Source organism: Clostridioides sp. LIBA-6822 (assembly GCF_056688955.1).
This window is the reverse complement of sequence record NZ_CP196995.1, coordinates 3,263,714-3,280,818: the sequence shown is the minus strand read 5'-3', so window position 1 is coordinate 3,280,818 and position 17,105 is coordinate 3,263,714. Positions and strand designations below refer to the sequence as shown.

Below are 17,105 nucleotides of genomic sequence, written 5' to 3'. Positions count from 1 at the left end.
CATTTATAGTGGGGGTCTAAATGAAAAAGATTATTTTAGCTGGTATAAATGATAAGTTGAAAGTAGCATATAAATTGCAACTTGAAGAGGTATTGGGAGATGTTGCAAAAATAGAGACTTATGATATAGAAGATTTGAACTTGTCAAATTGTGATGTTATAGTAGCGATGAATTATTTAGATGAACAAATAGTAGACAAATGGATAAAAAGAAATAAAGAAAAATTAGTTTTAGTAAAAACTATGTATACTAAAGATGTAGTAGAAAAATTGAGAAAAATTCAAAAAGGAAAGAGAGTTCTCCTTATAACTCCTGAATGGATATATACACTAGAATGTATAGCAATATTAAAGAAATTAGGAATAAATCATATTGAATTTATACCATATAATAAAGAACTATTTGGGGTGTATATAGAAAATGTAGATACAGCAGTTTATTTGGGAGAACTTTTTTACACACCAGATTTTGTTACAAATTTTATTGATATTGGTTGGAGAGAAATCGTATATAATGGATATTTAGAAATATTGGAAAAATTAGAAATAGACCCTAGTATAGTAGCATTTAAGTTAAAAGTAGTGAAAGAAAATGTGTATAGTGAAGATGAGATTGATATTAAATCTATAATGGAAGATTTGAAATATAAAAATCGAGTAAGACATTTAATTGATTCCATACCAATAGGGATGATTATTTTAAATCAAGATAAAACTATAGAGCTATATAATGAATATGCAAGAAAATTACTCAATATAAAAGAAAGTAATATAGGAAAAGATTTAAGTACAATTAAGCCACTACTAAATATATATAACTTATTTAAACGCACAAATCTTAAAAAAAATATATATTACTCAGATAAAACGCTAAATAAAGAATTTATAGTCAGTAAAAACAATATAAACTTTATGGGTAAAAACTATCAAGAGTCTATATTCATAGATGAAGTGTTTGAAGCATATGAAGGAAATACTGGAAAGATAAATAAATCTTATTTGGCTAAATATACGTTTGATGATATAGTAGGAAACTCTAAGAAGAATAAAGAAGTTATAGAATACGCTAAGAAATACGCTAAAATAGACTCAACTGTACTGATATTAGGTCAAACTGGAACAGGAAAAGAGTTATATGCTCATTCTATCCATAATTGTTCAAATAAAAGTAATAGACCCTTTATATCTATAAATTGTGCAGCGATACCAGATGAATTACTTGAAAGTGAATTGTTTGGGTATGAAAGTGGAAGTTTTACAGGTGCTAGGTCTCAGGGTAAAAAAGGTCTATTTGAAATAGCTAATGGTGGAACTATATTTTTAGATGAAATAGGAGATACAAGTCAATTATTTCAAGTAAAGCTTTTGAGAGTATTACAAGAGAAGGAAATAGTTAAAATTGGTGGATATGAAAAAATTAGACTGGATATAAGAGTAATTGCTGCTACTAATAAGACTATAGATGAACTTAGAAATTCTTGTAATTTTAGAAAAGACTTGTTTTATAGACTTAGTACTTGCATACTCAGTATACCTCCACTTGAAGAGAGGAAAGAAGATATACCAGTGCTATGCAATTATTTTTTAGGAAATATGGGATATCATTATAAAAAAATCGATGACAAATTAGGAAAATTTCTGTATACATACAAATGGGATGGAAATGTACGAGAATTAAAAAATTGTATTGAATATGTTGGAAATTTTGGTGGTGAACTACTTACAATAGATGATTTACCTATGATATATAAAGACTCTTGCCAAAATAAATATATTGAAGATAAAGAAAGTGCTTCAAATACATATAACAATAATCAAAACAGAGCATATGAAAATAATATAATTAATTATACAGGTTTTGAAATTAATGATAATATAGAAAAATCTTATAATGTATATTTTGAAAACTTAAGCCATCGAGATAATATTATAGCGTGTGAGATTATGAGAATCTTATATAAAGAAAATTGTGGAAGAAGAATGTTAGTAAATAAATTACAATCAAACAATGTAGATTCGAGTGAGCATAGCGTTAGAGTAATTATGAACTTTTTAGAGTCAGAAGGATATATTGGAAAGAGTATTGGGAGAAATGGGAGTCACCTTGAAGAAAAAGGGGAGAAATGGGTTACTAAAAACTTATAAATATAAAATAAATGGGATATCGATTTAATAATATCCCATTTATTTTTTTTGTTTACAATATTATTTATTTAATCAGAATAATTAAAATTTTAAAATAGAGTATTCACAAGTCTTATAAGACTTATTGAGATTAAAACCTACTTACTTGGTATAATCATTGCTTATATAGTAAGTCACAAGTAAAAATTAATTACTATGGGGAGGGTTTTAAATATGAAAAACGATTTAATTAATTGTGTTAATAAAAATAAAGAAGATTTAGTAGAAATGGCAAAAGGAATATGGGAAAATCCAGAGACTTCATATGAAGAATATTTTGCAAGTGGTGTACAAAAGAAATACTTAGAAGAAAATGGATTTAATGTAAATACTGTACAAGGAATAGAAACTGCCTTTGTAGCAGAGTTTGGAGAAGGTAGACCTGTCATAGGGATATTAGGAGAATACGATGCCTTACCAGGATTATCACAGAAAGTATCTTTAACTAAAGAAGCTATAACTGAATCTGCCCCAGGTCATGGGTGTGGTCACAATCTGTTGGGAGTAGGAGGAGTAGGAGCAGTAGTAGCATTAAAAGAAGTTATGGAGAGAGAAAATATCAAAGGGACTATAAAATATTTTGGATGTCCAGCTGAAGAAGGTGGCGTTGGAAAATGTAATATGTATAAAAAAGGATGTTTTAGAGATATAGATTGTGCATTTAGCTGGCATCCTTTTGATGTAAATAGTCCTTGGAGACCAACTAGTTTGTCAAATTTCTCTATGAAATTTAGATTTAAAGGAATTACTTCTCATGCGGCACAATCTCCACATACTGGTAGAAGTGCACTTGATGCTGTTGAACTTATGAATGTAGGTGCTAATTATCTAAGAGAACACATATTGGATTCTATACGAATGCATTATGTAATAACTAATGGAGGAGAAAGACCAAATATAGTTCCTGGTTCTGCAGAATCATGGTATTTCCTGAGAGGTAAAAAAGCATCAGATGTAAAGAGTACTCTTGATAGATTGGTAAAAATTGCTAAAGGTGCAGCAATGATGACAGAAACAGAGATGGAATATGAAGTTATAGATGCAATGTATGATTATTTGCCTAATCAAAGTCTAACAGATGTTGTATCTGAGAATATGAGATTAGTAGGAGCACCTAACTTTAAAGCTGAAGATTTAGAGTTTGCTCACAAATTAGCAAATACAATTACAAAAGAAGAAAGAAGAAATGTAGCAACTTCATTTCAAGGTAATCCTAATATAGCAGAAAAATATCTACATGATGATATTGCTGACTTTGAAGATTATAAATACAAAAATGTATCTGGTTCAACTGATGTAGGAGATATAAGTTATATAGTACCAACTGCACAATTTGCTATGGCAGCATGGCCTATTGGTACAGCAGCTCATACTTGGCAAGCTTGTTCATCATCTGGTTCTAATGTAGGTTTTGAGGCAATGTTAAGTGCGGCAAAAGTACTTGCCTGTTCTGCATATGATATCTTGATGGACAGAGAAAAGCTTGAAAAATCAAAAGAAGAGTTTACAAAATCTTTGGATGGATTTGAATATAAACCATTGGTATAATCTTTATTTTAAAAATAGAACTATACATTAAATAATAAAATAATCTTAAATTTACTAAAATTGGGGGGTAAAAAATGGAATCAAATAATATATCTAATTCACAAAAAGGATTTTTTAGAGGATGGTTAGTTGTATTTGCTGGCTTAATACTAATGATATCTGTTTATGGAATAGTAAATAATTGTGCAAGTTTATTTATAAAACCTGTAACAGAAGACTTAGGTTTTTCTAGGTCTGAGTTTTCTCTTTATTATACAGTAATTGCTTTATCTACTATGGTAATAGCACTTTTTATGGGGAAATTAGCAAAAAAATTTAAACTAAAAAATATAATGCTTGTGGGATGTGTATTAGCAGGAATAGGTTATATAGGATATTCATATGCAAATAGTATATATGTTTTTTATTTAATGAGTATATTTTCAGGTTTGGGGTTAGGTATGACAACTCTAACTCCTCTATCAATAATAATAAGTAATTGGTTTGTAGAAAAAAGAGGTCTGGCGTTAGGTCTAACTTTTATGGGAAGTGGAGTAGGTGGTATGATATTTAATCCTATAGCTAACTATATAATATTAAACTACAGTTGGAGACAATCATATTTAGTATTGGGAATAATAATCTTAGTTACAACTATACCAGTAGTTTTGATATTTATGTCTGAAAAACCAAGTGATAAAGGTTTACTTCCATATGGATATAGTAATTCTTCTGAAAACGTTTTAGATAATTCTGCAAAAGGAATCATGCTTGGAGATGCTGTAAAAACTAAAATATTTTGGATTATGGTTGTAGGGTTAATTTTGATTACAATAATAGCTATGGGAGTACAAATGCATATTGCATCTTATTTGACTGATATAGGGTATTCTCCAACTTTTGCAGCAAGTGTTATATCTATAAACATGGGAGTAGTTATATTAGGTAAAATACTTCTAGGTTACGTATTTGATAAAGTTGGATGTGAAAAAGGTGTTATATTTGTTGGATTGCAGGTGTTTTTAGGGGTATTGGCTCTATTATTTGCTAGTAAGTATCCAGCTATAATAGTATTTATTATATGTTGGGGAATTGGAAACTGTATGGGAACTATTGTACCTGCTCTTATCACATCAGAGATATTTGGTAAAAGAGATTATTCAACAATAGTTGGTGTAGTAAATGCAGTGGTTTTATTGGGGGCGGCTTTAGGGTCAGCTGTTACAGGAAAATTATATGATATGTCTGGAGGATATACATTAGCATGGATGACATACTTGGTATTGACTGTAATTATGGTTGGATTGATATTAATAAGTCTAGTTTTAGGAAAAAAGAAAAAGCTAAAAGAGATTTAAATTATACTAATTAAGTAAATAAAAAATATCAATGTAATTTTTAATAAAATAAATTTATTTATATAAAAATTACATTGATATTTAATAAACATCAATAATGATATTTATTTTTTTATTATACTCAGTATTTTGTTTTCTATTTGAGAGGCATTTTCAGCAGAAATTAGATAAACATATCTGCCTGCTTTCTCAACTATAGTATTATTTGCTATTTCAGAATTGCTTTTTTCTCCATGTCCTTCTCCAAAAGGTGCTTGTATCATGTCTTTTTTATAATTTTCTAGAGTTTTATAAATTTTATCTACATCGTCAGTTTTTATGACGATAATATCTTCTAGAGATAATTTTTCAGAAGAATTAATTACAAAACCTTGAATGATGTCTTCTTCCACATCATTGAAATAGTTAAATTCCTTTGCATCAAAGACCTTTGATTCCTTTGTAAGTAAATCAGAAGATTTTAATGACCTTTCAATTTTCGATGTAGAAACGTTTTTGTAATCACCACTTGAAGAACAACTAACCATTCCAAATGATAAGATTATCGAAAAAAACAATATTAAAATTTTTTTCATGATAAACCTCCAAGTTTTTTAAACTCTATCTTAAATTAGTTTACTACATAATTATATAAAAATAAATGTATTTAATGTTACAGTTTTGATTAATAATGTAATATTTTGATAATAATACCTATTAAGAGGTGATTATAAATGAGAATACCAAAACATGTAGGAATTATCCCAGATGGAAATAGAAGATGGGCGAGCCAAAATGGTATGACAAAAGATAGAGGATATGAAAGTGGAATAAATCCTGGACTAGAATCTTATAGATTATGTAGAGATTTAGGTTGTGAAGAAGTAACTTTTTATGGATTTACAACTGATAATACAAGACGTCCATCAGTTCAGACAAAAGCTTTTACAAAAGCATGTATTGATGCTGCAAATATACTAATAGATGAAGGTGCGGCTTTATTAGTTGTTGGAAATACGAAATCTCCAATGTTTCCAGAAGAATTATTACCATATACTAATAGAATTCAAGCAAAGGAAGGCCAAATAAAAGCAAATCTATTGGTAAATTATGGATGGTATTGGGACTTAAATAATATATCAGGAGTAGAAAATGTAAATAAAAATAACATACAAGATTACATACAGTCATTTGATGTATCAAGATTAGATTTGATAATCAGATGGGGTGGAAGAAGGAGATTAAGCGGTTTTTTACCTGTGCAATCGATTTATGCAGACTTTTATGTTATAGATAACTATTGGCCAGATTTTAGAGGTGATGATATAAAAGATGCCTTTAGCTGGTATGACACACAAGATGTTACTTTAGGTGGATAATTAGAAAATTTTGAAGTTTTAGATTGTAGAATGTTTTAAATTATTGAAAAAAAACCTTCTTGGTGGTAAAATAACACTAATATTATGAAAAAATAACACTAATATTATAAAAAAATGTAAAAATCTATACCAAGAAGGGTGAAAAAATGTCAAAAAGCAATAATAACAATAATTCAAGAAACAAATCTAAAAATACCAGCCATCTGAATAGAAAAAAAAGAAAATTAAATAAGAAAAAATTAGTAGCGTTGGTTTGCTTTACGATGTTATTTTTATTTATTGCATTTAAAGTTACTCAAGGTGTAGTAGCTTTAGTAAAAGGGATGGATAAAAGCAATAAAAACAACCAACAACAAAACGTTGAGTCAGAGCAATTTGACCTTGGCACTGAGGAAGAAAATAAAAATAAAAAATACACTGTATTCATAGACCCAGGTCATGGAGGACATGATAACGGAACTGAAAGTAAGACTAGCAAAGAAAAAGACCTAACTTTACAGATTTCAAAAAAATTAGCAAATAAATTAGCCAAACAGAAGGATATTCAAGTCGTAGTATCTAGAACTGATGATACATATCTAACATTGATGGATAGAGTTAATTTAGCGAATAATAGTTCTGCTGATGTACTTGTTTCTATCCATTTAAATGCAGAGAAAAATGGACATACAGCAACAGGTATAGAAACCTGGTATAGGAATAAAGCTACAGATGGTTCAAAAGATCTTGCACAGTCAGTGCAAAGTACGATAGTATCCTATGTTAAAGTAAGGGATAGGGGTATAGTTGAAAATAATTTTGAAGTACTTAGAGAATCAAAGATGCCTGCCATATTAGTAGAGTGTGGATTTTTAACAACACCATCAGAAGAACAAAAAATAATAAATGCAAAATATCAAGACCAACTTACAGAAGGAATTGTGCAAGGTATACTTTCATACTTAGATTCTAAAGGTAAAAAATAAGGTGAATTCATTTTTATGTAAGTATTTACTTAAGTATGAAACTATATAGATAGTATTAAATTTATTCTGCTATGTTGTATTAAAAAACACTATTTGAATTTAAAAACTATGAAATTAGAAATTATTTTACATATACCTAATCTCATAGTTTTTTTTGCCAATAAAGTTAATATTTATGAAACTTAGAAAAGTTAATTTAAGTATGACATAGTTATTTATATGTGATTTCAACATACATTGATTTACTATCAATTGTGCTTTATAATTAATATAGAAAAAGTTTGACTGTAAGATAATTTAAAAATAATATAGGGGAATTTATATGAATAAAAATAGTATGACAAAAATTTACAGTTTAAATAAAATAATTTTTATCATAATCGGAATTTTGGGAATAGTTTTACTTACAAGACATGTCGGGATAGATATAAAGGCTTTAATTTTACTTTTATTAATATTATTTACTATAAATGTATTTATTTCGTATCTTAAAATCAAGCTATATGAGGATAAAATTAATTTAGAGATGGTAAATAATTCAGATAAGATTATGAATATTACTAAGGATGAGAACTTTTTAAAACATATTCAAAATTATATCATCAGCAATAAGAAAGAAAACTGTGTTATGGCTTGTTTTGATTTATGTAGACTTAAACTTATAAATGATATATATGGTTATGAGCTAGGGGATGAAGTATTAGATAATATTTCAAGTAATCTAAAAAGTTATTTTGGTGAAGAGGCTATTTATGGAAAGTTAAAAAGCGACGTTTTTATATTAATAATAAAGCTTGAAGATAGAGAACAAAAGATTCCTTATTTGGTAAATCTCATTAGGAATAAAATTGTGACATTAAGTCAGATTGATAGTTTTAAAATGAATATAAATGTTGAAGCATCAATTGGAATTTATAGATTTAATGATGATAAAATTGATATAAAAAAAGCTATGGATAATGCAGATATGGCGAGGGTTAAGTCAAAAGGACTAAAGCATATAGAATATGTAGAATTTGATTCTGCAATGGAAGAAGAAATACAATCACTTATGAAAATAGAGCAAGATTTATTCTTAGCTATAAAGAATAAGGAATTTGTAATCCATTATCAACCTAAAGTTGATTCGAGTACAGGTAAAATTATAGGTTCAGAGGCATTAATAAGATGGATACATCCATCTTTAGGTATGGTTGGACCAAATAAGTTTATCCCTATAGCTGAAAGAAGTGGTTTGATAAATAATATTGGTAGATGGCTAATTCAAGAAGTATTTGTTACTATTGATAATTGGATTTCAGAAGGTATAAATGTCTTGCCAGTTTCAATAAATCTTTCCAGAGTAGAACTATATAAAAATGATTTAGTAGATTTTTTTAAATCAATGTTTAATACATATAATGTGCCTAAAGAACTCATAGAAATAGAAGTTACAGAAACAACAGCACTAAGAGATGTAAAATTTATAAGTGAGAGGCTTTATGAGATTAAATCTTTAGGTATAGACATATCATTAGATGATTTTGGAGTAGGCAACTCAAATTTTATCAATCTTAAGGGGATACCACTAGATGTTATAAAAATTGATAGGTCACTTATAATGGATATAGTTACAAATACAAAGACAAAGTTTATGGTAAAAGCAATTGTTAATCTTTCACAAGATTTAAACTTAACTGTTATATGTGAGGGTGTGGAAGATATGGAGCAGGTTAAAGTTTTAAACGAAATGGGATGTAATTTAATACAAGGTTACATATTTTTTAAGCCTTTAGATGAGAGTAGCTACAAAAGAATTCTTACTGACATAAATTATGTAAATTTAGGAAATACTCTCTTAGATAAATACATGGCAGTTGAGGAGGCGGAAGAATGATTTCAGAAGATGTAGATTATTCAATAAGAATTATAAGAGCTATATTTAATAATGGGGAAGATAATCCAATAGATGTTAAAACGATATTAAAAAGCGAAGAGATACCGATACTAACACTGTATAAGCTTCTTAGAAAACTTTGTGCAAATAATGTGCTTACTTTTAATAAAGAAGATGGCAAGAAATACATGTTAAATGTATCATTGGATACAATAAGTCTAAGGACTATTGTAGAAGTAATTGATGGAAAAATATATATAAATAAATGTACGAGATATGTATCTAATTGCAGTAATTGCTTAAAAGGTTGCAAAGTAAATCGTGAGTTACTAGAAATAGAAAAAGAAATCTATAAACTTTTATCAAGAAAATCTATAAGACAAATACTAGAATAATAAATTTTCAGCTATGATAATAATTGGAGGTTTTCAGCTATGGATGATATATCTCAAGATAATTTTCTACTATCTAAAGAGTATGAGAATAGTTTAGATGTAGATACTAAAAAAGCAAGTGGAATATACTATACTCCTAAAATCATTGTCGATTATATTGTAAAAAAAACTTTAAAAAATCACAATATAATTAAAAATCCATATCCACGGATACTCGATATTTCTTGTGGGTGCGGAAATTTTCTTTTGGAAGTATACGATATTTTATATGACTTATTTGAGGAAAATATCTATGAATTAAAAGAGAAATATGATGAAAATTATTGGACTGTTAATAATATACATAGTCATATATTAAATTATTGTATATATGGTGCTGATATTGATGAGAAAGCTATAAATATATTAAAAGACAGCTTAATAAACAAAAAGGCAGTAAATGACTTAGAGGAATCTGATATAAAGATTAATCTATTTTGTTGTGATAGCCTAAAAAAGAACTGGCGATATAAGTTTGATTACATAATTGGTAATCCACCATATATTGGTCATAAAAAACTTGAAAAGAAATATAAAAAATTTCTTCTAGAAAAATACAGTGAAGTTTATAAAGATAAAGCTGACTTGTATTTTTGTTTTTATAAAAAGATTATAGATATCTTGAAACAAGGAGGAACTGGTAGCGTTATAACTCCAAGATATTTTTTAGAAAGTTTATCTGGTAAAGATTTAAGAGAATATATTAAATCAAATGTCAGTGTTAAAGAAATAGTAGATTTTTTAGGTGCAAATATATTTAAAAATATAGGGATATCTAGTTGTATACTTACTTTCGATAAGAAAAAATCAAAAGACAAAGCTATAGATGTATTTAAAATAAAAAATGAAGATATATGCATAAATAAATTTGAAACGCTAGAAGAACTTTTAAATAGTAATAACTTTAATTATTTTAATATAAATCAAAGTTTATTATCTGATGAATGGATACTTGTAAATAAGGATGATGAAGCTTTTTATAATAAGATACAAGAAAAATGCAACTATAGTTTGGAAGATATAGCAATAAGCTTTCAAGGAATAATCACGGGCTGTGATAAAGCATTTATTTTGAGTAAAGATGATGTAAAATTGAACCTTGTGGATAATAAATTTTTAAAATATTGGATAAAAAGTAAAAATATAAATAAATATATAGTAGATAAAAGTGATTATAGGTTAATATACTCAAATGATATAGATGATGAAGAAAAAAATAAGAAGATACTTGATGAGATTATAGGAATATATAAATCAAAACTAGAAAACAGAAGAGAATGTAAAAGTGGAATAAGGAAATGGTATGAACTTCAATGGGGCAGAGAAAAGCTTTTCTTTGAAAGAAAAAAGATAATGTATCCTTATAAATCCAAAGAAAATAGATTTGCCATAGACTATGATAATAATTTTTCAAGTGCAGACGTATATTCTTTTTTCATAAAAGAAGAGTATTTAGATAAATTCTCATATGAATATCTAGTTGGAATTTTAAATTCCAGTATTTATGATAAATACTTTAAAATAACTGCTAAAAAAATGAGTAAAAATATATATGATTACTATCCTAATAAGGTTATGAAGATAAGAATTTTTAGAGATAATAATTATGAAGAGATAGAGAGTTTATCAAGGCAAATAATATCAATTTTATTAAATAAATCTATAGATAAAGAAAAGGTAGAAAGATTGCAGATAAAAATGGATAACTTAATAATTGATTCTTTAGGTATATAAGTATCCATAAATATGAAAAAAATTGAAATGTTAATTATTTATCTAAATTTTGAATAAAAAGTTAACCATATAAAAAAATATTAAAGATATATACTTTTCAATGTTTTTTTGATAAAATAAAAATAAATTTGTGCAATTTTATTTTTCTCCAATAACTAAAAATAGTTTTTTGAATTAATATTTGCTGAGAAATAGAAATCAGAAATGTTTTTAATATAGTAGGTGATAGTATGAAAGGATTAGTTTTAGAAGGTGGAGGAACAAAAGGAGCCTATCAAATAGGTGCATATAAGGCTTTAAGAGAACTTGGGATAGAGTTTCAAGGAGTAACTGGCACATCAATTGGTGCTTTAAATGGAGCATATATAATTCAAAATGATATTGAAGTAATGGAAGATATTTGGTTAAACTACGATTATACTCACTTTATGAATATTGATAAAGATACCTATGAGAAATTTAAAAATGTAGATTTCACTACTAAAAATATCAATGCACTTATTGAACTTATAAATAAGGCTAGAAAAAATGAAGGTATAGATATAAGCCCTATGAGACAACTAATGGAAACTACATTAAATGAAGATATAATAAGAAAATCAAAAAAAGACTTTGGGCTTGTTACAGTGTGGTGGGATAAGAAGATTAATCCACACCCATTGTATATTGAAGATATGCCACAAGGGAGATTGATTGATTATTTAATTGCTAGTTCTAGTTTGCCTATTTTTCAATCAAATATGATGGATGATAAATTATATCTTGATGGAATGTTTTGTGACAATATGCCAATAGGACTTTTAGAAGACAAAGGGTATGAAGATGTTGTTGTGATTAGATTGATTGATGATTTTCTTGGAAAGATGAATCTAAATAAACATCAGAATATAAATATAAAAACTATAATACCATCAGAGTATCTGGGAGGTTCTCTTAATAAAGATAGAGACAATGTAGAAAAAAATATTAGATTGGGTTACTTGGATACTATGAAAGCATATGAAAGATGCAATGGGATTAAGTATTATTTTGATGTAGAATATAAATATAATGAAGAATATTGTTTTGACAAGTTTAGAAGTATGAGTAATGAAACTGTACAGTGTATTTGTAATTTATTAAACATAAAAAGAGATGCTTCACTTAGAACTATTATGGAAAGTGTAATACCAAAGCTTGGTGAAGTGCTTGGATTACCAAAGAATTTTTCATATAAAGATTTATTTTACTGTATATATGAAAAAAAACTTGAAGAAAATAGCATAAATAGAATAAAATTATATGATTTTAACAAAGTTTTAGATGTTGTAAATACAAATATTGATTCTAATAAAAATTTAGCTTCTAATTTTGAAATTAGACCTAAAATTAGTATTAAAAAGAACAAAAATACAAAATTATTGACAAATTGTATTATAAAAGACTTAAAAAATCAAAGTTAAATAAAAAACAAAAAAAAATTTGTAATTATACTCGAAAAAAGTGTATATTAGTAGTATAATATTTTTGTAGCACTAGTGGGAACAAAAAATGACCATAGGACAAAAAAGTACCACTAAGTACCATTAAAGTAAAAAATAGGAAAACAATTTTAAAAAATATAAAATGTAAAGTCTATAGGAGGATTAAAAAAATGGAAAAAATAGTTAGTATCAAAAATGCAAGTGGATTACATGCTAGACCAGCAGGAATGTTTGTTAAGAAGGCAGCTGAATTCAAATCAACAGTAGAGGTTGTAGCAAAAGACAAAACTGTAAATGCAAAATCAATAATGGGAATAATGAGTTTAGGTTTAGCTCAAGGAGAAGAATTAAAGTTAGTTGTAAATGGAGACGATGAAGAAGTAGCTTTAGCTGCAATGGTTGAATTAGTTGAAAGTGGATTTGGAGAGTAGATATAATAATTTTTTTAAGTTTAATATTTGTAATCTAATCATTACTTAGAGTAAAAGTAACAGAGAAGCATTAAACATATACAGATTAACGTTTGTAGATATTTAATTTCTTTGTTACTTTCATGTTTATTTAATCAGAAGATTAAGACTATTGTTAATTGGGTATGAAAATACAAATATTTTAGAATATGAAATAAGATATTTTTAATCATAAATTTAGTATGAAAATACAGAAGATATTTTTTAGGAGGTAGGGTTATGGCTTACAAAGGAATAGGTGCTTCTCCTGGTGTTGCTTTAGGGAAAGCGTTAGTAGTTGAGCATAGTGAATTAGTAATTGAAAAGAAATCTATAGATAATGTTGAAGCGGAAATTGCTAAATTAGAAAATGCAGTTGCAGTTTCTAAAGAAGAATTAGTAAAAGTTAAGGAAAAGGCTTCTGAAGAATTAGGAGCAGAAGAGGCAGAAATATTTGAAGCACATTTATTAGTTTTAGAAGACCCAGAGTTAATTGGTTCTGCAATAGATAAAATTAAAACTGAAAATGTAAATGCAGAGTATGCTTTAAATGAAATAAAAGAGATGTTTGTTAGCATGTTCGAGTCTATGGATAATGAGTATATGAAAGAAAGAGCAGCGGACATAAAAGATGTTACAAATAGAATACTTAGACATATATTAGGAATTAAAGTTGTTGATTTATCTGCTTTAAGTGAAGAAGTAGTATTAATAGCACATGACTTAACTCCATCAGACACAGCAACTATGAATAAAAAAATGGTTTTAGGATTTTTAACTGATATAGGTGGAAGAACTTCTCATACGGCTATCATGTCTAGAACTTTAGAGATAGCTGCAATCGTTGGATTAAGTGATATAACTTCAAATGTTAAGGATGGAGATTTTGTAGTCTTCAATGGAGATACTGGAGAAGTAATCGTTAATCCAGATGAAGAGACTATAAATAAATATACTGAGTTAAAAGCTAAGTATGAAGAAGAGAGAAAAGCATTACAATTATTAAAGGGAAAAGCATCTGTAACTTTAGATGGTAAGCATGTAGAACTAGCTGGTAATATAGGAACTCCTAATGATATAGAAGGTCTAATAAAGAATGATGCAGAAGGTGTTGGTCTTTATAGAACAGAATTCTTATACATGGATAGAGATTCTTTCCCAACTGAAGAAATACAATATGAAGCTTACAAAGCTGTACTAGAAGGAATGGATGGGAAACCTATAGTTATAAGAACACTGGATATAGGTGGAGATAAAGAATTAAGTTATTTAAGTATGGAACCTGAAATGAATCCATTCTTAGGTTATAGAGCAATAAGACTTTGCTTAGATAGAAAAGATATATTTAAGACTCAATTAAGAGCTTTATATAGAGCAAGTGTTCATGGAAAACTAAGAATCATGTTCCCTATGATTTCATCTTTAGAAGAATTATTACAAGCTAAAGAAGTTGTAAAAGAAGTTTTAGCAGAACTTGATTCTGAGGGTGTAGCTTATGCTAAAGATGTAGAAATTGGTATGATGATAGAAGTACCATCTGCTGCTATAATATCTGATGTATTGGCTAAACATGTAGATTTCTTCTCTATAGGAACTAATGACTTAATTCAATATACTTGTGCAGTTGATAGAATGAATCAAAAAATAAGCTATCTTTATAATCAATTTAATCCAGCTGTTTTAAGACTTATAAAGACAGTTATAGATAATGCACATAAAGAAGGTAAATGGGCAGGTATGTGTGGAGAATCTGCTGGAGACCAAAAAATGATACCAATACTTTTAGGTATGGGATTAGATGAGTTCTCTATGTCTCCAATATCAATACTTCCTGCTAGAAAGTTAATAACTTCAGTTAAAGAATCTGATATGAAAAAATTAGCTGATGAAGTACTTAATATGGGTACTGCTGAAGAAATAAAGAAATATATTGAAACTAGTTTTAATATGTAATTATTAAATTATATCTACATAAATACTTATTTAGGTAGATTATAGATAATGAAAATTATTTAATGAATGAGTAAAAGCCATAGTTTGTCTATATACTATGGCTTTTTTATTGTATAATTTAATGTATTATAATATTTATGGTTTGGTATTAAGGATATAGTCTGCATCTAATAAATATTTAATGGAGGTATACAATTTGAAAGGTATAAAAACAAAAGTATTTATCATAGCTATGCTTATTTTGAGTTTTGTAATATTATATTTAAATACAAAACCCAATTTAATAAATGATAAACATGATAAAAAAATATATTTAGATTTAAAAGATACAAAAAAAATAGAAATTTACAGTAATACTAGTCAAGAAAATGATTCTAAGCCAATTTTAATTTTAGATAAACATTTAATAGATGAGATACTAAATTATTTAAATGGTGTAACGTATTATAAAGATAAAGATAAAGATAAGAATACGAATGAAGTTATATTAAAAAGTCAAAGTATAAATTTCTATAATGGTGATGGAGAACAAAAAATCATAAGTTACTCATATGATAGTACACATAATGTCGGAAATATTGAATATAATAATGAAAAATTTAATGTACCACATGATTTCTTTAGGTTGATATCATCACTTGAAGAATTTAGACCTCAATATTCGAAAGTACCTAATGATGTAAATGAACTTTTTAAAAAGTATAACTGGACACCAAGTTTTTTAATATCATCTCAACAAAAAACAATTCCAAATAATTTTAAGTATTCATCAGAAGATACAGTAGAGAAGTTATACTGGGCATATAATATAGAGCTATCTAAAGATATAGGTTTAGACTTTTCAAACTTAAAATCAAAAGAGATTACTGCTGAGATATACAATTTAACTGAACCATTATCAGATGAACTTGAAGATACTCTATTAAGTACTAGAGGTATAATAATAAGGTATGAAGGAAAAATTGTAGGAGCGTATATTGATTCTGGAAGGCATGAAGGGAACGCTATTAGCTTAAAAAGACATAGTTTTAAAGAAGTAACAAAAGAAGACTTAAGTTCATGGATAGAAGAGAATTGTATAGATAAGTCCAATTCTTTATATATAGAGGTATCAAAGTTAAGCAATGAAGATTTGATAAAAATGTATATAAAGGCTATAAAAGAAAATAATACAAAGGTTTTATTAACTACTATGGATGTAGAAAGTAAGATAAACACTCTCTTTATCAATTTGGATAATCATAAGCTTTTTAATGATACTAAGTTTGAGATGAATTTACCAGATTATATTGATAATGATAAAATTGTATATATGGAAAATGTGGATTTAAAAGAAAATGGAAAAAGATGTTATAATGTGGTATTTGGGGGTAATGATATAATGAGTGACACTGGAAGAGGAAGTTTTTCTGATATCAATATTGATATTGTAGATGAAAAAGGAGTGTGGAAAGTGTCTGGATTTACAAAATAAATCTAAAATAAATATTGTTAAAAATTAATATTGTATTGAAAAATAATTAAAAGTATTTAATAATAGAATTAGGGGAAGACTAAGTTTGTAAGTAGAAAATAATTAATTAATATTTAATAAAATAAATGTGATATCCAAATAAATCCTGAATCTAATTTGAGTTTTAATATAGATAGTCTAAAGTTTGATTATTAAAGATTTAATTGTAAGTTGTTACAGTTGAAGATATTGATGTAGAGATTAAAGTTTAGAATAGAAAGTTACCTTAAATTTAAAAATGCAAGATAACACAATCTAAAAATTATAATCACTCAATAGGTTTATGGATTTA

At 27.1% G+C, this 17,105-nt stretch carries 13 protein-coding genes; 12 read left to right on the top strand and 1 reads right to left on the bottom strand.

What is annotated here, in order from left to right:
* The first annotated feature begins 20 nt into the window (after window positions 1-20).
* The 3 genes from ACTG48_RS15760 to ACTG48_RS15750 all read left to right on the top strand — a co-directional run bounded on the left by ACTG48_RS15760 (window position 21) and on the right by ACTG48_RS15750 (window position 5,068).
* Complete coding sequence (locus ACTG48_RS15760) at window positions 21-2,144, top strand: sigma-54 interaction domain-containing protein (protein ID WP_479917327.1); 2,124 nt, start codon at window positions 21-23, stop codon at window positions 2,142-2,144.
* A 213-nt stretch (window positions 2,145-2,357) separates the two neighbouring features.
* On the top strand, window positions 2,358-3,731 hold the full coding sequence (locus tag ACTG48_RS15755) for a M20 family metallopeptidase (protein WP_479917326.1): 1,374 nt from the start codon (window positions 2,358-2,360) through the stop codon (window positions 3,729-3,731).
* Between the two features lie 74 nt (window positions 3,732-3,805).
* A complete protein-coding gene (locus ACTG48_RS15750; RefSeq protein ID WP_479917325.1) occupies window positions 3,806-5,068 on the top strand; it encodes an MFS transporter in 1,263 nt (420 codons plus the stop codon).
* Window positions 5,069-5,172: 104 nt separating this feature from the next.
* Here ACTG48_RS15750 and ACTG48_RS15745 read toward each other — a convergent pair whose 3' ends face one another.
* The gene (locus tag ACTG48_RS15745) at window positions 5,173-5,643 is read right to left on the bottom strand and encodes a DUF4358 domain-containing protein (RefSeq protein ID WP_021385671.1); all 471 of its coding nucleotides are present in this window, start codon (window positions 5,641-5,643) and stop codon (window positions 5,173-5,175) included.
* Between the two features lie 138 nt (window positions 5,644-5,781).
* On the opposite strand from ACTG48_RS15745, the gene ACTG48_RS15740 reads away from it, so the two are divergent.
* From ACTG48_RS15740 to ACTG48_RS15700, 9 genes are all read left to right on the top strand, one after another.
* Window positions 5,782-6,426 carry an undecaprenyl diphosphate synthase family protein gene (locus tag ACTG48_RS15740; RefSeq protein WP_021385732.1) on the top strand — a complete coding sequence of 215 codons (645 nt, stop codon included), beginning with the start codon at window positions 5,782-5,784 and terminating at the stop codon, window positions 6,424-6,426.
* A gap of 146 nt (window positions 6,427-6,572) precedes the next feature.
* Complete coding sequence (locus ACTG48_RS15735) at window positions 6,573-7,391, top strand: N-acetylmuramoyl-L-alanine amidase family protein (protein ID WP_479917324.1); 819 nt, start codon at window positions 6,573-6,575, stop codon at window positions 7,389-7,391.
* Window positions 7,392-7,713: 322 nt separating this feature from the next.
* Complete coding sequence (locus ACTG48_RS15730; RefSeq protein ID WP_021385700.1) at window positions 7,714-9,267, top strand: putative bifunctional diguanylate cyclase/phosphodiesterase; 1,554 nt, start codon at window positions 7,714-7,716, stop codon at window positions 9,265-9,267.
* Window positions 9,264-9,662: an RrF2 family transcriptional regulator gene (locus ACTG48_RS15725; RefSeq protein WP_021385699.1), complete on the top strand. Its 399-nt coding sequence runs from the start codon at window positions 9,264-9,266 to the stop codon at window positions 9,660-9,662. The genes ACTG48_RS15730 and ACTG48_RS15725 overlap by 4 nt, the downstream gene beginning before the upstream one ends.
* Window positions 9,663-9,701: 39 nt before the next feature.
* On the top strand, window positions 9,702-11,435 hold the full coding sequence (locus ACTG48_RS15720) for an N-6 DNA methylase family protein (RefSeq protein WP_479917323.1): 1,734 nt from the start codon (window positions 9,702-9,704) through the stop codon (window positions 11,433-11,435).
* A 230-nt stretch (window positions 11,436-11,665) separates the two neighbouring features.
* On the top strand, window positions 11,666-12,877 hold the full coding sequence (locus ACTG48_RS15715; RefSeq protein WP_021385709.1) for a patatin-like phospholipase family protein: 1,212 nt from the start codon (window positions 11,666-11,668) through the stop codon (window positions 12,875-12,877).
* A 191-nt stretch (window positions 12,878-13,068) separates the two neighbouring features.
* Window positions 13,069-13,329: an HPr family phosphocarrier protein gene (locus ACTG48_RS15710; protein ID WP_021385729.1), complete on the top strand. Its 261-nt coding sequence runs from the start codon at window positions 13,069-13,071 to the stop codon at window positions 13,327-13,329.
* A gap of 258 nt (window positions 13,330-13,587) precedes the next feature.
* Complete coding sequence (gene ptsP / locus ACTG48_RS15705; RefSeq protein ID WP_479917322.1) at window positions 13,588-15,300, top strand: phosphoenolpyruvate--protein phosphotransferase; 1,713 nt, start codon at window positions 13,588-13,590, stop codon at window positions 15,298-15,300.
* Window positions 15,301-15,496: 196 nt separating this feature from the next.
* Complete coding sequence (locus ACTG48_RS15700; RefSeq protein ID WP_479917321.1) at window positions 15,497-16,774, top strand: DUF4830 domain-containing protein; 1,278 nt, start codon at window positions 15,497-15,499, stop codon at window positions 16,772-16,774.
* Window positions 16,775-17,105: the final 331 nt, after the last annotated feature.

Coding starts and splice junctions, on each gene's coding strand:
- ACTG48_RS15755 (WP_479917326.1), top strand. CDS start 2,358: ATGAAAAACGATTTAATTAATTGTGTTAATAAAAATAAAGAAGATTTA.
- ACTG48_RS15750 (WP_479917325.1), top strand. CDS start 3,806: ATGGAATCAAATAATATATCTAATTCACAAAAAGGATTTTTTAGAGGA.
- ACTG48_RS15710 (WP_021385729.1), top strand. CDS start 13,069: ATGGAAAAAATAGTTAGTATCAAAAATGCAAGTGGATTACATGCTAGA.
- ACTG48_RS15715 (WP_021385709.1), top strand. CDS start 11,666: ATGAAAGGATTAGTTTTAGAAGGTGGAGGAACAAAAGGAGCCTATCAA.
- ACTG48_RS15720 (WP_479917323.1), top strand. CDS start 9,702: ATGGATGATATATCTCAAGATAATTTTCTACTATCTAAAGAGTATGAG.
- ACTG48_RS15735 (WP_479917324.1), top strand. CDS start 6,573: ATGTCAAAAAGCAATAATAACAATAATTCAAGAAACAAATCTAAAAAT.
- ACTG48_RS15725 (WP_021385699.1), top strand. CDS start 9,264: ATGATTTCAGAAGATGTAGATTATTCAATAAGAATTATAAGAGCTATA.
- ACTG48_RS15740 (WP_021385732.1), top strand. CDS start 5,782: ATGAGAATACCAAAACATGTAGGAATTATCCCAGATGGAAATAGAAGA.
- ACTG48_RS15730 (WP_021385700.1), top strand. CDS start 7,714: ATGAATAAAAATAGTATGACAAAAATTTACAGTTTAAATAAAATAATT.
- ACTG48_RS15760 (WP_479917327.1), top strand. CDS start 21: ATGAAAAAGATTATTTTAGCTGGTATAAATGATAAGTTGAAAGTAGCA.
- ACTG48_RS15745 (WP_021385671.1), bottom strand. CDS start 5,643: ATGAAAAAAATTTTAATATTGTTTTTTTCGATAATCTTATCATTTGGA.
- ptsP (WP_479917322.1), top strand. CDS start 13,588: ATGGCTTACAAAGGAATAGGTGCTTCTCCTGGTGTTGCTTTAGGGAAA.